Raw genomic sequence first — 17,080 nt, 5'->3', positions numbered from 1 at the left:
TCCGCCGCTCCCCGGCCGACCCGCTCGCCCCGCCACCGCCTCCACCCCGGGGCGGTGGCGGGGCGAGCGGCGTCCCGGGCCGCACCCCCGGAGGTGGTGGCGCTGCCCTGGCGTTGCAGGACCGGCAGTCGATGCCGGAGTGCGAGGATCCCGATGTTTTCTCTCTGTCGCTCATCGGCAGGAGCCGCAGCATCGCGAAGGTGTTGGTCGCGGCGAGGCAGGCCGGACGCAGCAGCACGACAGATCATGATGCCGCTGGTGCCCTGTCCAGGTGAAGATGCCGGGGAAGCGCCGAGCGGATCCGAGCATCGACGATCAAAGCCGCGACCTGCGCGGATGATGTATCGGCACCCGCGCAGTCGGCGGCCTTCCGTCATGTCCTGCGCTCGCGGGATCTGTTGAGCGCCTGCGGTGCGGTCGGGTGAGATGACTCAGCCTGCGATGCGATTTCCAACGCGGCACCCCTGTCCCGACCGCGAGGGCGGTGTTTCGCGCTCGGGGTCCTCAGTGCGGTCAGTCCCGGCCCGCGCCGGCCCGTTCACGCGGCGGGGCGGTGCGGGTGAGGGCGCGACCGTTGTACTGCAGGGCTGTGGGGTTGTGGGGGCTGCGCAGGAAGCGGCCGACGAAGGGGGCGCTGTGACCTGGGGGCAGGGCGGAAAAGGTAAGGTCCGCGCGCGGGGTGACGGGGTACGCGGCGCCGCCCGGGAGGGTGAGGGTGAGGGTGGCGGAGTCCAGGCGCGCGGTGATGGCGAGTTCCCCGTTGCGGTACTCGCCGAGGCAGGGGGTGAAGTCCTCGACCGGGGCCTCGGGCGGGAGTTGGGGGCGGTGGACGCCGACGGGCAGGCCCGCGTCGGCGAGTTCGCGCAGGACGGCGTCCCACAGCTGCCGGCCGGTGGTGGAGTTGGTGGTAAGCGCGACCACGGTGCCGGACGTGGAGTCCAGACGCAGGTGGCAGGTGGTGCCGTCGTGGGTGCCGTCGTGGCCCCACCAGGCGGTGCCGGGCGTACCGAAGCGGCCGAGGCCCAGGCCCCAGCCGTCGGCGAGGCCGAACGGTTCGGCGCCGTCGACCGGGGTGGTCATCTCCTGCAGGACCTGCGGGTCGCAGAGGTCCGGCCCGTTCCCGAGGGCCAGCCGGGCCAGTGCGACCAGGTCGGTCGCGGTGCCGGCCAGGCCGCCGGCCGCGAGCGAGTCGGAGTCCGTGGTGCACGCGATGGCTGAGACGGTGCGGGTCTCGTGGCCGGCGGCCGGGGGCTGGATGTGGTGGCCGTGGACGGTCAGGGCCGGGGCGGTGCGCGGGTGCGGGCCCGGAAGGAAGCCGGCCCGGGTGTCGAGGGGGCTGAGCAGGTAGGTGTCGAGGGTCTCCGGCCAGCTCAGGCCGGTGGCATCGGCCACCAGCTGGGAGAGCAGGTGGTAGCCGACGTTGGAGTAGGAGAACGTGCCCCGGGCGGGCCAGGCGGTCCGGGCCGGGGGCGGCACGGCGGCGAGCAGGGCCTGTAGGCGGCGGGCCGGCGGATCGCCGCCCGCATCGTGCGACTCGTGGTCGGACGGCAGGCCGGCGGTGTGGCTGAGCAGTTGCCGTACGGTCGCGTCCAGGGCCGGGTCGGTGCCGCCCACCCAGCGGCGGATCGGGTCATCCAGGGTCAGCAGGCCGTCGGAGACCAACTGGAGCGCGCAGACGGCGGTGAAGGTCTTGGAGGTGGACCCGTACGCGAAGGCCGAACCGGAGTGGACCTCAGTGCCGCCGTCGACCTCGCGGCCGAACTCCCGGGTGTGCAGCGAACCGTGCGCGTGCACCGCGAGCTGGGCACCCACCACCGCGCATTCCCGGGCCAGTTGGCCGAAGCGATCCAGCGCGGTGACGAGCGTTGCTCTCGATGGTGCCGCCGATGTGCCGTCCACCTCAGGTCCCTTCCCGTCGAACACTGCTCAGGGGAGAGTCTTCAAGGCCGGGCACGGCTACGGCAGATGGTTAAGCCGTGGCTGAAACACCCACGCCGGAGGGCCGGCTGACGCGGGCGGCCGCGCGGTCAGGCGCGCCTGGGGGGCAGCACCGCCACGGCGATCAGCAGCAGCAGGACACCGCCGTAGGCGTTCCACAGGCCGGTGTGCAGGTCGGTGATGTCGAAGGAGACCGGCGCCACCTCGAGGGCTTTCTGGACCGTCCACAGCACGCAGGTGGCCAGGGCGAGCAGCCCGGCCAGGAGCATCACCAGCCGAGAGCGCACCAGCAGGGCGAGGGCCGCGATCGCCGCGCCGGCGGCCAGCGGGATCATCATGGACGTGCCGGTCGTGGCGGTGCGGTCGGGGGAGAAGCCCTGGAAGAGGTCTGCGATCGGCACCGACCGAGGATCGCTCTTCTCGTACCAGGGCTGGAAGGCGCTGAGGACCAGCGCGGCCGCTCCGGCCAGGGCCAGCAGACTTGCTACGGCGACGCGACGCATCGGGTGGAGTTCCTCGTTTCTTTCTCTGCCTGCAACTACTGCCTGCCCTGCTGCCGGAACGGTGTCACACGCGCCGGAGTTCGGCCGGATGCCGCCTGCGCCGGAAGGACCGGCCGGGCAGCAGGTAGCCGGCCAGCGTGGTGACCACGACGGTCGACACGATCAACGCCACCTGCATTCCCGGCAGATAGGGCAGTGAACCGGCAAGTGACCAACTGAAGGCGGCCAAGGGAATGAGCGCCGCCAGGGCGCCGATCACCAGGCCGACCGTCATGACGATCAACGCCTCCACCTGGAGCATGCCACGGACCTGCCGCCGGCCGGCGCCGACCAGTCGCAGAAGGGCGAGTTCCGGCCGCCGTCCGGTGACGATCAGGGCCAGGGTGCTCAGCACCGCGATCACGGTGAAGCTGCCGATCGCGGACACCGCGACCGTGGTGATCACCTGGCCGACGCCGCGGTCCTCCTCGCGCAGGTGCTCGGGGGACGGCTGGTCGGTCACCGTGGCACCGGGCGCGGCAGCGGCCAACTCCCGCTCCACGGCGGCCCGCACGGCCCGGTGGTCGGAGCCCGGGCCGACCGCCAGCAGCGCCCGCCCGTTCGCCGGGGCGGCGGTGTGCGCGGCCAGTTCGTCGTGGGCGAAGAGGAACTCGCCGAGCGCCAGCTGCCGTTCGTAGAGCGCGACCACGCGCAGCGGCACGGCCGCGCCGTCGCCGTAGCGGATCGTCACCGTGGAGCCGACCGACAGGCTCAGATCGCGGGCGCGCTCGGTGCCGACCGCGACCGTGCCGCGGCCGAGCGTGCCGAGGTCACCGGCGGTCACCTTGGGGTCGAGGGTGGCGGGCAGGGCCTGCGGGGTGATGCCGAGCACCGGGAACCGGTCGAGCTTGGGATCGCCGACCTCGCGGTGTGCCAGCACGATGGTGCTGTACAGCACGCCGGTGGCCGCGCTCACGCCGTTCGTCCGGGCGAGCCGCTGCACCACCTCCTCGGGGATGCCCGCGCCGCCGGCGGTGACCGACAGGTCGGCCCGCATGGAGCTGCCGGCCTGCCGGCCGCCCTCGCGGTCCAGTGTGGCGCCGGCCGAGAGCTGGACCCCGACGAAGGCCACCACCAGCACGATCGGGGTGATCGCCGCGCCCAGGCGCCGGGAGTTCGCCCGGGTGGCGGCGTCGGCGAGGTAGCCGCCTGCCCCACCGAGGCGGCGCACCGTGCCACCGACCAGGTGGATGGCGAGCCGGGCGATCCACGGGCCGAGCAGCGCGCACGCGATGACCAGGGCCATCGCGGCCGAACTGGCGGCCGCGGCGGCGGTCTCGCCGCGCTGCAGCGAGGCCGTGCCGGCCGCGCTGACCCCGGCGAAGAGCAGGATGACGCCGGTGATCGTGCGTCCTTTGCCGGGCTGCTCGGGTTCGGTCTGGGCCTCGCCCATCGCTGCGGCCGGCTTCAGCTTGGCCGTCCGCCCGCAGGCGAGCGCAGCCGCGACCCGGGCCACCAGCAGGGTCAGTGCCCCGGTGAGGACCACCGAGGCCAGCATCATCGGCGGCATGGACAGGTCGAGGCCGACGGGGATCGCGCCGCGCTGCTCCAGCATGGCGACGAGTTCCAGGTAGACGGGGACGGCGCCGGCCGCGCCCAGCAGGGCGGCGGTGATGGCGACCATCGCGGTCTCGCGCCCCACGGTGACCCGCAACTGGCGGGGGGTCGCCCCGACGGCCCGGAGCAGCGCGAACTCCCGGGCCCGCTGGTGGACGGCCTGCGCCACGGTGCTGGAGACCACCAACACGGCGATCATGGTGACCACCACGCAGACCGTGGCCAGCAGCATCAGCAGCCCGATCCGGCTGGGCGCGGCTTGGAGGAACTCCGCGTTCCCGCGGGCGTTGCCGGTCAGCACCCGCAGGGCCGAGGAGTCCTGCGGCGCCCGCTCGCCGACGGCGTCGTGGGCCGCGGTGCCGCCGTCCAGGGCGGCGCGCAGCGCCGGGTAGAGGGTGTGGACGGTTGTGCCGTCCTCCGCGAGGACGCCGATCGCGTCCACCCGGCCGGGGTGGCCCGCCAGGTCGCGAGCCTTCTGGTCGCTGAGGAAGACCGTGCCCTGGTGGGCCAGGCCGGTGCCGTCGCCACCGCCCCGGGGTGCGGCGATGCCCGCCACCCGGTAGTGCACGGGCAGGCCGACCGGCGACTGGAGGCCTACCTCGTCGCCGACCTTGGCCCCGGCACGGGCGGCCAGGGCGCCGTCCAGGACCACTTCCTGCGGCCCGTTCGGTTGGTGGCCCGAGCGCAGCGTGAAGGGCGCCAGCGCGGCGGTGCTCCAGCCGTGCGCGTAGACGGGGGAGACCCCGGACTCCGAGTCCGGCCCCGGGACGGCGGTGGTGCCGTCGGCCGCGGTCAGGGTGATCGGGACGGCGCTGTCCGGGATCGCCGCCGCGACGCCGGGGACGGCGGCCAGCCGGGCGACGGCAGATTCCGGGACGCGCACCCGCTCGGTGAGCGCGGCCGTGACGGACTTCGGCTTGCTGGCGAACGGGGTGGCCTCGTAGGTGGTGGTCTGATTGCCGCCGACGACCGCGACGGTCGCCGCGTAGCGCTCGACCCGGGCGTGCCCGGCGAAGGCGGACAGCGTGGCGAGGGCGAACGAGCCGAGCAGCAGGGAGGTCAGCAGCAGCGCGGCGAAGACCGCGCTCCACGCCTTGAGGTGCATCCGGACCGCGCGGACGGCCAGGAAGTGCGCCGTGCGGGCGGTCGCCTGGCCCTCGCCGCGGCCCGGGCCGTTCGGGCTCCGCAGGGCCCGGGCCGCGGCGCGGGGGACGGTGCGGGTCGCGGACATGGTCAGCAGCCCCCGATCTCGGCCATGACCTGGGCGACGTCGGCGGTCTGCGGCCGGACCATGTTGGTGACGATCCGTCCCTTCGCCAGGAAGACCGCCTCGTCGGACCAGCTCGCGGCGACCGGGTCGTGGGTGACCATCACCACGGTGTGCCCGGTGTCGTCCACGGCCCGGCGCAGCAGCGTGAAGACGTCGTTGGCGGTGGAGGGGTCGAGTGCCCCGGTCGGCTCGTCGGCGAAGATCACGGCCGGGTCGGTGACCAGGGCGCGGGCGATGGCGACCCGCTGCTGCTGGCCGCCGGACAGGTGCAGCGGGGAGTCGTCCGCGCGGTCTGCCAGCCCGACCGACTCCAGGACGCGCATCGCCCGCTCCACGGCCTGCGGGCTGTCCGGTCGCTCGCCGCCCAGCAGCAGCGGCAGCGTGACGTTCTCCCGCACGGTCAGTGACGGCACCAGGTTGAGCGACTGGAACACGAAGCCGATCCGGTCCCGGCGCAGCCGGGTCAGCGCCGCCTCGCTCAGCGAGCCGAGGTCGGTGGTCCCGATCCGCACGGTGCCGGACGTCGGCCGGTCCAGGCCGGCGGCGCACTGCAGGAAGGTCGTCTTGCCGGACCCGGAGCGGCCCATCACGGCGACGAACCGCCCCTGGGGGATCTCCAGGCTTACGTCGTCCAGGGCGTTCACCGGCTGGCCGCCCCGAAGGTAGCGACGGGTCACCGACTGCATGGTCAGGGCGACCGGGCCGATCGGGTGGCCCTGCTCCTGCTCGACGGCTGAATCCGCCGCGTCCGTCCGTCCGATGCGCTGCCTGATCACCAGTGAACCCTCCCGGGCGTGCTTCCTGGCCGGCCGGCCGACACTGCGGTGGGCCGGCGTGGCCGCGGGTCACCCGCGTCCACGCAACCGACCCTAGGATCTCCGCCGAGGGCGCCGCGATGACCTTTCCACCCGTCTTGGGGTTCAGCCAGCACACCCATGTGCTGGGGTGGCAGAGACACCGCAGGGTGCGCTTCCGGTTCGTTACGGTGGGACGCAACCCCGTGGTGCGGCGGTCGCCGCAGTGCAACGCCAATCCCAGGAGGCCCTACCGGTGTCAGAGTTCGAGCCCCAGCCGGACACCGAGGAGGACACGTCGAGACTCGGCACGGCCATCCGCGACGCCCGGGACGCCAGCGCCTTCCTGTACATGGGCCTGCCGATGGCAGTGGTCTGCTTCTTCGGCTGCTTCGTCGTCCCGGCCTCGCTGTTCTTCACCGTGTTCCTGATCGGCGCCCCCGCCTGGCCGGAGGTGGTGCGGGCGCTGCGCAGCCTGGCGGGGCACGAACGGGTACGCGCGGGCGCCTTCCTGGGCACCACGGTGCCGGAGCAGTACCTGCCGCTGGACGGCTCGCTCTCGGACCGGTTCCGACTGGCGATGACCGACCCCGGCACCTGGCGCGACGCCCTGTGGTTGCCGGTGCAGACCCTGAGCGTGATGCTGCTCAGCCTGCTGACCCTGCTGCTGTGGCTGGTCGGCCTGCCCCTGGACGGCGTACGACTGGGCATGGCCGACGCGGTGGCCCGGCGCCGAGGCGTCCCGTCGCGGGCCGAACCGCTGGTGCTCAACCTGCAGAGGTTCCTGGCCGAGCGTCAGGCAGGCTGGACAGTACACCTGTTGCGCCCGTCCGAGTCGTCCCGGCTGGCAGAGCGGGTGGCCGAGCTGTCGGAGAGCCGGGCCGGAGCCGTCGAGGCGCACAGCGCCGAACTACGGCGCATCGAACGGGACCTCCACGACGGCGTCCAGGCGCAGTTGGTCGCCCTGTCGCTGCGGATCGGGCTGGCCAAACAGCAGTTGTCGAAGGACCCGGAGGCGACCAAAGCGCGGCTGGACGAGGCGCAGGAGGGCATCGAGCGGGTCCTGGCCGACCTGCGCCACGTCGTACGGACGGTCTACCCACCGGTGCTGACGGACCGTGGACTCGCCGGTGCCGTCCGGGCGCTGGCGGCCGGCTCGTCGATTCCGGTGGACCTGCAGGTGAGCGCGGTGGAGAACGGCCACCGGGTGCCCGCGTCAGTGGAGGCGGCGGCCTACTTCGTGATCGCCGAGGGGCTGACCAACATCAGGAAGCACAGCCGGGCGACCAGGTCCTCGGTACGCTTCCAGCGCAGCGGCGGACAGCTGACCATTACGGTCACCGACGACGGACGCGGGGGTGCCGACGAACACGGCGGCTCCGGTCTGGTCGGCATCCGCCGCCGGGTGGCCGCGCTGGACGGTACGGCGACCCTCACCAGCCCTGTCGGAGGGCCTACGGAGCTGAAAGTGGAGCTGCCATGCGGATCGTGATCGCGGAGGACAACGCCCTGCTACGGGAGGGGATGGTCCTGCTGCTCAGCAGCAACGGCCACTCGGTGGAGGCGTCGGTCGGCGCGGGACCGGAGATCCTGCCCGCGCTGCGCAACCACCGGCCCGACCTGGCGGTCCTCGACGTCCGGCTGCCGCCGTCGTTCCGGGACGAGGGGCTGCGGGCGGCGCTCGCCGCCCGGCGCGAACTGCCGGATCTGCCGGTCCTGGTGCTCTCCCAGTACGTTGAGGAGACGTACGCGGCCGAGCTACTGGCGCACGGGGCGAAGGGGGTGGGCTACCTGCTGAAGGACCGGGTGGGGCGGGTGGACCAGTTCCTGGAGGCGGTGGAGACGGTCGCCGGCGGCGGTACCGTGCTCGACCCGGAGGTGGTCACCCAACTGCTCAGCCGGCAGGTCGCGGCCAGGCCGATGCGCAATTTGAGCCCGCGCGAGCAGGAAGTGCTGGAGCTGATGGCGCAGGGCAAGGCCAACAACGCGATCTCGGAACAACTGGTGATCACCGAGCGGGCGGTGAGCAAGCACATCCGGAACATCTTCGACAAGTTCAACCTGCCACCGGAGGGCGGCAGTGTGCACCGCCGGGTGCTGGCTGTGCTGACCTATCTCGGGCACGACGTCCAGGAGGCGTAGCAGGAAGCGGCGTTCCGCGCGGGCCCGGAAACGGAAAGCACCGGGTGTCTGGGGCGGGGGCCCCGGACACCCGGTGAGGGAGGTCGGAGTGAGCAGGCGGGGGTCCCGCCCACCACGGCCTCCGGTCCATGAGTGGCGGTGCGTCAGCCCGCCATGTCACCGGCGCTGGTGCAGGTGGAGCGCAGCGACTCGAGCCGCTTGTTCTGGCCGGCGACGTACACGGAGACGCTGCCGGGGTCGCGGTCCTTGAGCTTGGTGTTGCGCAGCTCGTTGGCGGTGTCGCTGGCGGCCTTCTTCAGCTTGTCATCCTTGGCCTTCTTCACCAGCTCGTCGATCTTGTCCGCGCGGTCGTTGACATCCTTGACCGCGGCGTCGGCGTCCACGGGGTGCGGGTTGAACAGCGCCAGGTCGGTGATCTTCAGGCACATGTCGGCCCGATCGAGCACCTGCTGGGGCGAGTTGCAGGAGGCGAGGCCGAAGACGGCCCCGATCGCGATGGTGGCGGCGACCGCCCGCAGGCCCAGGCTCCGCTGGTAGGCGCGGGCGGGCCGCCGGGCCTGGTCGGCCGGGAACGGTGTGGTCATGGTCGGGGTGCTCCTGGTCGCAGGATGGGACGGCCGGGTCACGGTCAAGGGGTCACTCACCGTTGCTCGCCTTGCGCCAGCGGGCGACGCCCCAGACCAGGGCGATCGCGTCCAGGACGAACCCGCCGATCATGACGGTGGTGTGGGTGCTGCCTGTCACGCCGTGGGAGACCACGGAGGTGAGCATGGCGCCGATGAAGAACAGCACCAGCGGAAGGACGACCCAGCCCGATCCGGGCTTTCCGGCAGAACCGGCCATGAGAAGACTCCTCGAAACCCTTGTGAGACGCGGCCTCAACCGCGCCGCTGTACGTCTCCAAGTCTGTCCGCTCGGAGCGTTCCGGTAAGTACACCGCACACCCGAAGGGGGGTGTTGCCTGCACTACTCTTTCGAGTTCCAGGCGGCGCCGGCTCGATCCGATCGGACGTTCGACCAGCGTTGTTCCGTCCTCACTTAAAGATCTCCCGGTTGCGACAGGCCAGTGGCAGCATGCGCAGGTCAGAACAGGGCGGGCGGAGGGATCTCAGGGTGCCGGACGTCGAACAGTCGCAGATTCCAAGACCATTGGCGCGAAACCGCAACTACAACGTGGTGCTGGTCAGTCAGCTGCTCTCCGAAATCGGTGGCCAGGTCTCGCTGTTCGCGATCCCGCTGGTGGTGCTCGCGCTGACCGGATCCGCCGTCACCGCGGGCGCGGCCGGCACCGTGAACGCGATGGTCCGGCTGCTGGTGCTGATCCCGGCCGGCGCGCTGGTGGACCGGTGGAACCGCAAGCGGGTGCTGATCGCCTGTGAGCTGGTGCGCATCCCCGTCCTCGCCGCGCTCGTGCTGGCGCTGTGGCGGGGGGACGAGGGCCTGGGCCTGGTGTTCCTGGTGGCCGCCGTGGACGGCGCGGCGGCGGCGCTGTTCACCCCGGCGGAGGAGGCGTTGCTGCCCCAGCTCGTCCACCCGAGCCAGCTGCCGGAGGCGGTCTCGCGCAACGCGGCCCGCAGCTACCTGGCGACGCTGGTCGGCCCGGGCCTCGGCGGTCTGCTGCTGGCCGCGCGCCAGTGGCTGCCGTTCGCCGTCAACGCGGTCACCTTCGCCGCCTCCTTCGTGCTGCTGCTGTTCCTGCGGCTTCCGGCCGCCGTTGCGGCTCCCGCCCGGCAGGGCGGCTCGCTGGCCGGGGACCTCAAGGTCGGCGTGCGCTTCATCCGGGAGCGCCCGGTGCTGCGCAGCGCCCTGCTGGTGGCGGTGGCGGTGAGTATCGCGTTCAACGCGCTCTACCTGCTGGTGGTGACCCTCGCGAAGCGGTCGGGGGTGCCGGCCGACGAGATCGGCGTGATCGGGGCCATGACGGGCGTCGGGGGCCTGCTCGGCGCCGTGGTGGCGCCGGTCCTGCAGCGGCTCATCGCGCCGCGGGTCGCGATCGCCGGCCTCGGCCTGGTCGGCGCCGCGGTCACCCCGCTGCTCGTGCTCGGCACCAGCGCGTACCTCTTCGGAGCCGTGCTCGCGGCGATCGCCTTCTGCGCGCCGACCGTGCACGCCACCGTGGTGGTGTACCAGATGAGCGTCACCCCGGACGGCCTGCGGGGCCGGGTCGGGGCGGCGATGGCGCTCACCGGCGGCGTCGCGGGGGTGGCCGGCCCGCTGCTCGGCGGCGTGCTCGCCGATACGGCCGGGCGCGGGACGGCGGTCGCGGTCTTCGTCGGCCTCCTGCTGCTCGCTGCGTTGGGAGCCGGCCTCAGCCGTACGCTGCGGGCGTTTCCGGATGTCCGCAGCGCCCTGCCCGCTGCCGGTTCCGCCCCCGAACCCACCAGGTCGGCCGAGCCCGCCGAGAACATCGGCGACCCCGTGCCCTGACCGTGTCCGCTCCGCCTCCTGCCCCCCGGAGACCCCGGGCGGCGTCCCCTTCGGAAAGCTCCGGAAAGGCAGTCCTGTGGAAACCACCAAGTCCCGTAGCCCGCGCTGGGTGGTCACCCGGCCCCAGCGCCCGGCGGCCAGGGTGCGGCTGTTCTGCTTCCCGTACGCGGGTGGCGGCACCAGCGTGTTCCGGTCCTGGCACGAGTTCCTGGACCCGTCCGTCGAGGTGTGCCCGGTGCTGCTGCCCGGCCGGGAGGAGCGGATCAGCGAGCCGCCGGCGACCGTGATGGCAGACCTGGTGGTGCGGCTGGCCGAGCATCTGGAGCCGTGGACGGACAAGCCGTTCGCCTTCTTCGGGCACAGCATGGGCGGTCAGATCGCCTTCGCGCTGACCCGGCTGCTGGCCGAGCGCGGGGCGCGGACGCCGACCTGGCTGTTCCTGGGCGGCTGCGTGCCGCAGCGCACCGCGATGCGCCGGCACCTGCTGCCGGACGCCGAACTGACCGAGGAGATCCGGCAGATGAACGGGATGCCGACCGCGGTGCTGAACGACCCGGAGATCCTCGCGCTGCTGTTGCCGGTGTTGCGGGCCGATTTCGCGCTCACCGAGACGTACCTGACCGAACCGGGCGTCACTGTGCCCGTCCCGATGACGACCTTCGCCGGGGTGGACGACGCGGAGGCGCGGCCCGCCGACATGAAGGAGTGGGCCCGGCACTGCGCGGGCCCGAGCGAGTCCCTGGAGCTGCCCGGCGACCACTTCTTCCTCAACGAGCCGGCGGCGATGCTTGATCTGGTCAACCGCAGGCTGCGGACGGTTGCCGCGCGATCCTGAGCAGGCACTCGGCGAGTTCGGCCGGAGCGGCGCCGGCCACCGCGTCGACGACCTGCCCGCGGTGGAGGAAGATCGTCGCGCGGGCGAGGGAGGCGGCGACCGGATCCCGTACGGCCATGACTGCCGCGACGTCGAACTGCGCGGTGGCGCGCCGCAGGACGGCGGCCCGGGCGCGTTCGGCGGCGGGGCTGGGGTCCGGGCCGGGCTCGTCGGCCAGCAGCAGTCGCGGGGTCCGGGCCAGTGCGTGGGCGACGGCCAGGCGCCGGCGGCCGGAGGCGGACAGCTCCCGGACCGGCCGCTCCAGACTGCGCTCCAGCAGGGTCGCCCGGTGGACCAGGTCCAGGTCGGCCCGGCCGGCCGGGCCCGCTGACCGGACGGCCTCGGCCACCGAGGCGGCCGGGTGGTCCGGTTGCGGTTCGTCCGGGAGCAGTTCGGCGGGGACCGGTTCGTCCGGGTCCGGTCCGGGGGCCCACCACGTCGAACCGGAGGTCGGCGGGACCAGTCCGGCCAGGCAGCGCAGCAGCGTGGTCTTTCCAGCGCCCGTCGGGCCCATCACGGCCAGAAAGCAACCGGAGCGGATTCCGAGGTTCACGTTTTTCAGTGCGAAAAGCGGCTCACCGGCGCTGGGGAGTGCGACGGAAACCGCGTTGAGCGAGGCCACCACCTCGCCGGGCCGGGCCGGCGGTGGAACGGTTCGATATCGCCGCATTGACGCCCCTGTGGCTGCCTGTGGGTGTGCGACTTCCCACCCTGTTCGATCGATGGTCCGCACCATACCGAGACATGGTGGCGACGCACTATGCCGTCTGCAGGATGGATTCGGGTTCAGCTGACACTCCCCCGGGGGTGGGGTGCGGCAGATACCCACGTGGAGTGGTGGCTGACCCCCCTTGGTACCGCCTCCGGAGTGGGTGTTTGCGGCAGGTCTAAAACTCCTGTTCGAGCGAATTCCGGCGGTGAAGAATGTTTCCCGAGGCATCGCTGTGCAGTCGGGGTGGCGGGCCGGACCGACGCGTTCCGATACGCCGTCGGCCCCGGGGGACTTCGGATCGAACCCGGGGAAGAACATCGGGCCGCATCGGCGGAAACACGCTCCGGCCGAGGCTGATGACGCGCCGTGCGCTCGACGGTCACAGGCGTCCACGAACAATTCCTCAGCGATTTGGGATACCGGCATGAAGTCTGGCATGTACTCGTCGTTCAATCGGTCGGCCATCGCCGGCACCACGCTCCACGGGCTGTTCGAAGCACAGGCCGCCCGCCGGCCCGGCCACCCCGCGGTGGAGCAGGCCGGCGTCAGCCTCTCCTACGGTGAGGTCGACCGGCGGGCCAACCTGCTGGCCCGCCGACTGGTGGCCGAGGGAGTGCGGCCCGAGAGCAGGGTCGGCGTCTTCGTCGAACGCGGCCCGCACCTGATCACCGGACTGCTCGCCGTCCTCAAGGCCGGCGGCGCCTACGTCCCGCTCGACCCCAAGTACCCGGCCGAGCGCCTCGCCTTCATGGTCTCCGACTCCGACATCAACCTCATCCTCACCGGGGACGCCGGCGAACACGCCTTCGGCGCCACCGCCCGGACCCTGCGGATCGACCAGCCCGACCAGGACGGCCAGCCCGACCAGGACGGCCCGGACACCGCCCCCGACGTGCCGGTGCTGCTGGACAACACCGCGTACGTCATCTACACCTCGGGCTCCACCGGCACCCCCAAGGGCGTGGCCGTCACCCACCGCGGCGTCGAGGCCCTCGGCGCCGCCCACGCCGACGCCCTCGCCATCGGCCAGGACAGCCGCGTCCTCCAGCTGGTCTCGCCCAACTTCGACGTCGCCATCGCCGACCTCGTCCAGACCTGGTACGCCGGGGCCACCCTGATCCTGCCCGCCGCCGACACCCAGACCGTCGGCGAGGGCATCGCCGAACTCCTGTCCACCACCTCCGTCACCCACGCGATGATCCCGCCGTCGGTGCTCGCCACCATCCCCCCGGTGGAACTGCCCGACCTGCGCGGCCTCGCCACTGGCGGCGAGCCCTGCCCGCCCGACCTGGTGGCCCGCTGGGCCCGCAACCGGCGCATGTTCACCGCCTACGGCCCCACCGAGGCCACCGTCACCACCACCGTCAACGGCCCCCTGCCCCCCGAACTCGGCGAGGTCCCCGGCATCGGCCGTGCCGTGCCCGGCGTCCGGGTCATGGTGCTCGACGACAGCCTGCGCCCCGTGCCCGAGGGCGGCGTCGGCGAACTGTGCATCGCCGGCGACGCACTGGCCCGCGGCTACGTCAACCGGGCCTCGCTCACCGCCGAGCGCTTCGTCGCCGACCCCAACGCCGACGACGGCACCCGGATGTACCGCACCGGCGACCGGGTACGCCGACTCGGCGGCGAGCGGTACGAGTTCGTCGGCCGCCACGACCACCAGGTGAAGATCCGCGGACTGCGCGTCGAACTCGGCGAGATCGAGGCCGCCCTCAGCGAGTACGAGGGCGTGCTCCAGTGCGTCGTCGTCGCCCAGGGCCCCGAACCGCGCCGCCTCGTCGCCCATGTCGTCCCCCGCCTGCCCGAGGCCGTCCCCTCCGCCACCGAACTGCGCGACCACCTCGCCGGGCGGCTCCCCGCCCACATGGTGCCCACCGCCTTCGGCTTCCTGGACAGCCTCCCCCTCACCCCCAACGGCAAGGTCGACCGCGCCGCCCTGCCCGCACCCAGCCGCATCGCCGAACCCGCCCACACCCCGCCGCGCACCGAACTGGAGCGCCACCTCGCCGAGATCTGGACCGAGATCCTCGGCGTCGAGCGGATCGGCGCCGACGACGACTTCTTCGCCCGCGGCGGCGACTCCATCGCCGGCCTGCGGATGGCCTTCCAGGTGGAACGCCGCCTCGGCCACCGCCCCGCCCCCGCCGACCTGTTCGACCACTCCACCCTGGCCCGCTACGCGGCCCGCCTGGAGCACCTGGAACAGCGCCCCGCCCAGACCGCCGCCGAACCGATCCCCACCCTGGAGCGCGGACGGCCACTGGGACTCTCCCCGGCACAGCGCCGGCTCTGGTTCCTCGACCAGTACGAACCCGGCGGCTCCGCCTACAACTGCGCCACCGGACTGCACCTCACCGGCCACCTCGACCACCCCGCGCTGCAGCGCGCCCTGGCCGCCCTCGTCGCCCGCCACGAGCCGCTGCGCACCGCCTTCACCGACCTCGACGGCGCCCCCGCCCAGGTGATCGGCGAACCCGCCGCCCTGCCACTGCCGGTGGCCGAACCGGCCGACCTCACCGGCCCGGTCCGGGACGCCGCCGTCCAGGAACTGCTGCGGGCCGAGGTGTCCGCCCCCTTCGACCTGCGCTCCGGACGCCCCCTGCGGGCACTGCTGGTGCGCACCGCACCCCAGGACCACCTGCTGGTCCTCACCGCGCACCACATCGTCGCCGACGCCTGGTCGATGGACGTCATCGCTCACGACCTCGGCCTGCTCTACCGTGCGGCACTGACCACCACCGACCCGGACACCACCGCCGAGACACTGATCCGCCAGGCCGGGCTCGAACCCCTCGCCCTCCAGCACGCCGACGTCGCCCACTGGCAGCAGAGCCAGGCGGACAACCCCCGCCTCGCCGGCCAACTCGCCTACTGGCAGCGGAAGCTCGACGGCGTCACCGCCCTGGAACTGCCCACCGACCGGCCCCGCCCGGCCCTGCGCAGCTCCGCCGGCGCCCGCCACCTGTTCACCCTCGTACCGAGCACTGTCGAACGCCTGACCGTCCTCGGCCGGGACCACGGCACCACCCTGTTCACCACCCTCGCCGCCGGCACCCAACTGCTGCTCTCCCGCTGGTCGGGCCGCCGCGACATCGCCATCGGCACCGTCGACGCCGGTCGCGACCGCTTCGAACTCGCCGAACTGGTCGGCTTCTTCGTCAACACCCTGGTGCTGCGCGCGGACGTCGACGAGACGCTCAGCTTCGCCGACTTCGTCGACCGCACCCGCACCGACGTCCTGGACGCACTGGCCAACGACGACGTGCCCTTCGACCGCGTCGTGGACGCCGTGGTCGTCGAACGCGACCCCAGCCGCCCCCCGCTCGTCCAGGCCATGCTGGTCCTGCAGAACGCCCCGGCCCGGCTGCCCGACCTGCCCGGGCTCACCGTCACCGAGACCGTCCTGCCCCGCGAAGCCGCCCTGTTCGACATCACCCTGGAGTTCTGGCAGAACCCCGACGGCGGCCTCACCGGCTCGCTGGAGTACAGCACCGACCTCTTTGACGAGCCCACCGCCGTACGCCTCGCCGACCAGCTCGGCGTGCTCCTCGCCGGCCTCGCCGCCCGCCCGCAGCACCCGATGGCCGAGGCGCCGCTGCTCACCGACGCCGAGACCGAGCGCCTCCTGCACACCTGGAATGACACCGCGCGCAGCGTCACCGAGGCCACCCTGCCCGACCTGTTCGCGGCCCAGGCGGCCCGCACCCCCCGGGCCGCCGCCGTGCGCGCCGAGGGCGTCCGCCTGGACTACGCCGCACTGGACGAGCGCACCAACCGGCTCGCCCACCACCTGATCGCCCTCGGCGTCGAGCCCGGCGACCGGGTCGGCATCCACCTGGAGCGCGGCACCGACCTGATCGTCGCCCTGCTCGCCGTGGTCAAGGCCGGCGCCGCGTACGCGCCGCTCGACCCGGCCTACCCGCTGGGCAGGCTCGATTTCATGGCCGAGGACGCCGGCCTCACGCTGCTGCTCACCGACCGGGACTCCGCCGCCCGCTGGACCCCGGAGGGGCCGGCGGTGGTCCTGCTCGACCGCGACCGCGCGGCCGTCGACGCCCGCCCGACCGACCGCCCGCAGGTGACGCTCACCCCCGGCAGCGCCGCGTACGTCGTCTACACCTCCGGTTCCACCGGCCGCCCCAAGGGCGTCGAGGCCACGCACCGCGGCGTCGAGCGGGTCGTCCGGGACAACGGCTACCTCGAACTCGGCGGCGAGGACGTGGTCGCGCAGCTGGCCTCGGTCTCCTTCGACGCGGCCACCTTCGAGATATGGGGTGCGCTGCTGAACGGCGCCACCCTGGCCATCCCCGCGCCCGGGGTGCTGGACACCCGCGAGCTGGGCGCCTTCGTGGCCGAGTACGGGGTGACGACGCTCTGGCTCACCGCCGGCCTGTTCCACGAGGTCGTCGACTCCGGCATCGAGGCGCTCGGCGGGGTGCGCCGGCTGCTCGCGGGCGGCGACGCGCTGTCGCCGCGGCACTGCCGGGCCGTGCTGGAGCGCTTCCCCTCGCTCACCCTGCTGAACGGCTACGGGCCCACCGAGACCACCACCTTCGCCGCGGTCTGCCGGATCACCCCGGCCCACCTCGACGGCGACACGGTGCCGGTCGGCCGGCCGATCGCCGACACCCGGGTGTATGTGCTGGACGGCTGGCTGCGGCCGGTGCCGCCGGGTGTGGTGGGTGAGTTGTACGTGGCCGGCGGCGGTGTCGCCCAGGGCTACGTGGGTCGGCCGGGGCTGACGGCGGAGCGGTTCGTCGCGGACCCGTTCGGTGTGGGCGGCCGGCTCTACCGCACGGGTGACGCGGTGCGTTGGACGGCCGG

At 73.1% G+C, this 17,080-nt stretch carries 12 protein-coding genes; 5 read left to right on the top strand and 7 right to left on the bottom strand.

Annotated features, from left to right (window positions below; genetic code table 11):
• Positions 1-513: 513 nt before the first annotated feature.
• The 4 genes from ACIBEC_RS17790 to ACIBEC_RS17775 all read right to left on the bottom strand — a co-directional run bounded on the left by ACIBEC_RS17790 (position 514) and on the right by ACIBEC_RS17775 (position 6,080).
• Positions 514-1,899 carry a serine hydrolase domain-containing protein gene (locus ACIBEC_RS17790; RefSeq protein ID WP_360493055.1) on the bottom strand — a complete coding sequence of 462 codons (1,386 nt, stop codon included), beginning with the start codon at positions 1,897-1,899 and terminating at the stop codon, positions 514-516.
• A 128-nt stretch (positions 1,900-2,027) separates the two neighbouring features.
• Positions 2,028-2,441 carry a hypothetical protein gene (locus ACIBEC_RS17785; protein WP_350516289.1) on the bottom strand — a complete coding sequence of 138 codons (414 nt, stop codon included), beginning with the start codon at positions 2,439-2,441 and terminating at the stop codon, positions 2,028-2,030.
• Positions 2,442-2,505: 64 nt separating this feature from the next.
• The gene (locus ACIBEC_RS17780; RefSeq protein ID WP_360493052.1) at positions 2,506-5,268 is read right to left on the bottom strand and encodes an ABC transporter permease; all 2,763 of its coding nucleotides are present in this window, start codon (positions 5,266-5,268) and stop codon (positions 2,506-2,508) included.
• Positions 5,269-5,270: 2 nt separating this feature from the next.
• Positions 5,271-6,080: an ABC transporter ATP-binding protein gene (locus ACIBEC_RS17775; RefSeq protein WP_396287975.1), complete on the bottom strand. Its 810-nt coding sequence runs from the start codon at positions 6,078-6,080 to the stop codon at positions 5,271-5,273.
• A gap of 373 nt (positions 6,081-6,453) precedes the next feature.
• On the opposite strand from ACIBEC_RS17775, the gene ACIBEC_RS17770 reads away from it, so the two are divergent.
• Both ACIBEC_RS17770 and ACIBEC_RS17765 read left to right on the top strand, forming a co-directional pair.
• A complete protein-coding gene (locus ACIBEC_RS17770) occupies positions 6,454-7,593 on the top strand; it encodes a sensor histidine kinase (protein WP_360493569.1) in 1,140 nt (379 codons plus the stop codon).
• Positions 7,581-8,243, top strand: coding sequence for a response regulator transcription factor (locus ACIBEC_RS17765; protein ID WP_360493050.1), 663 nt, complete (start codon positions 7,581-7,583; stop codon positions 8,241-8,243). The genes ACIBEC_RS17770 and ACIBEC_RS17765 overlap by 13 nt, the downstream gene beginning before the upstream one ends.
• Before the next feature lie 143 nt (positions 8,244-8,386).
• On the opposite strand, the gene ACIBEC_RS17760 is transcribed toward ACIBEC_RS17765, so the two are convergent.
• Together ACIBEC_RS17760 and ACIBEC_RS17755 are read right to left on the bottom strand one after the other, a co-directional pair.
• Positions 8,387-8,827: a hypothetical protein gene (locus tag ACIBEC_RS17760; protein ID WP_360493047.1), complete on the bottom strand. Its 441-nt coding sequence runs from the start codon at positions 8,825-8,827 to the stop codon at positions 8,387-8,389.
• A gap of 52 nt (positions 8,828-8,879) precedes the next feature.
• A complete protein-coding gene (locus ACIBEC_RS17755) occupies positions 8,880-9,086 on the bottom strand; it encodes a hypothetical protein (protein WP_350516285.1) in 207 nt (68 codons plus the stop codon).
• Positions 9,087-9,356: 270 nt separating this feature from the next.
• On the opposite strand from ACIBEC_RS17755, the gene ACIBEC_RS17750 reads away from it, so the two are divergent.
• Together ACIBEC_RS17750 and ACIBEC_RS17745 are read left to right on the top strand one after the other, a co-directional pair.
• Positions 9,357-10,670, top strand: coding sequence for an MFS transporter (locus tag ACIBEC_RS17750; RefSeq protein WP_360493044.1), 1,314 nt, complete (start codon positions 9,357-9,359; stop codon positions 10,668-10,670).
• Positions 10,671-10,746: 76 nt separating this feature from the next.
• A complete protein-coding gene (locus ACIBEC_RS17745) occupies positions 10,747-11,505 on the top strand; it encodes a thioesterase domain-containing protein (protein ID WP_360493042.1) in 759 nt (252 codons plus the stop codon).
• On the opposite strand, the gene ACIBEC_RS17740 is transcribed toward ACIBEC_RS17745, so the two are convergent.
• Positions 11,468-12,097 (bottom strand): ATP-binding cassette domain-containing protein, encoded by a 630-nt coding sequence (locus ACIBEC_RS17740; protein WP_360493039.1) that lies wholly within the window; start codon positions 12,095-12,097, stop codon positions 11,468-11,470. The two genes, ACIBEC_RS17745 and ACIBEC_RS17740, sit on opposite strands and share 38 nt — an antisense overlap.
• A 583-nt stretch (positions 12,098-12,680) precedes the next feature.
• Between ACIBEC_RS17740 and ACIBEC_RS17735 the strand changes: the two genes are divergently transcribed.
• Positions 12,681-17,080 (top strand): amino acid adenylation domain-containing protein (locus tag ACIBEC_RS17735; protein WP_396287969.1); only part of this gene is annotated, 4,400 nt, incomplete at its 3' end.

Source organism: Kitasatospora sp. NPDC051164 (assembly GCF_044455625.1).
Lineage (GTDB): Bacteria > Actinomycetota > Actinomycetes > Streptomycetales > Streptomycetaceae > Kitasatospora.
Note: the sequence above shows the minus strand (reverse complement) of the source record. Positions and strands in the feature narration are given on the sequence as shown.

Bases quoted from the DNA above. Each gene is read 5' to 3' on its own strand.
- ACIBEC_RS17755 (WP_350516285.1), bottom strand. From the start codon at position 9,086: ATGGCCGGTTCTGCCGGAAAGCCCGGATCGGGCTGGGTCGTCCTTCCG.
- ACIBEC_RS17780 (WP_360493052.1), bottom strand. From the start codon at position 5,268: ATGTCCGCGACCCGCACCGTCCCCCGCGCCGCGGCCCGGGCCCTGCGG.
- ACIBEC_RS17765 (WP_360493050.1), top strand. From the start codon at position 7,581: ATGCGGATCGTGATCGCGGAGGACAACGCCCTGCTACGGGAGGGGATG.
- ACIBEC_RS17760 (WP_360493047.1), bottom strand. From the start codon at position 8,827: ATGACCACACCGTTCCCGGCCGACCAGGCCCGGCGGCCCGCCCGCGCC.
- ACIBEC_RS17770 (WP_360493569.1), top strand. From the start codon at position 6,454: ATGGGCCTGCCGATGGCAGTGGTCTGCTTCTTCGGCTGCTTCGTCGTC.
- ACIBEC_RS17785 (WP_350516289.1), bottom strand. From the start codon at position 2,441: ATGCGTCGCGTCGCCGTAGCAAGTCTGCTGGCCCTGGCCGGAGCGGCC.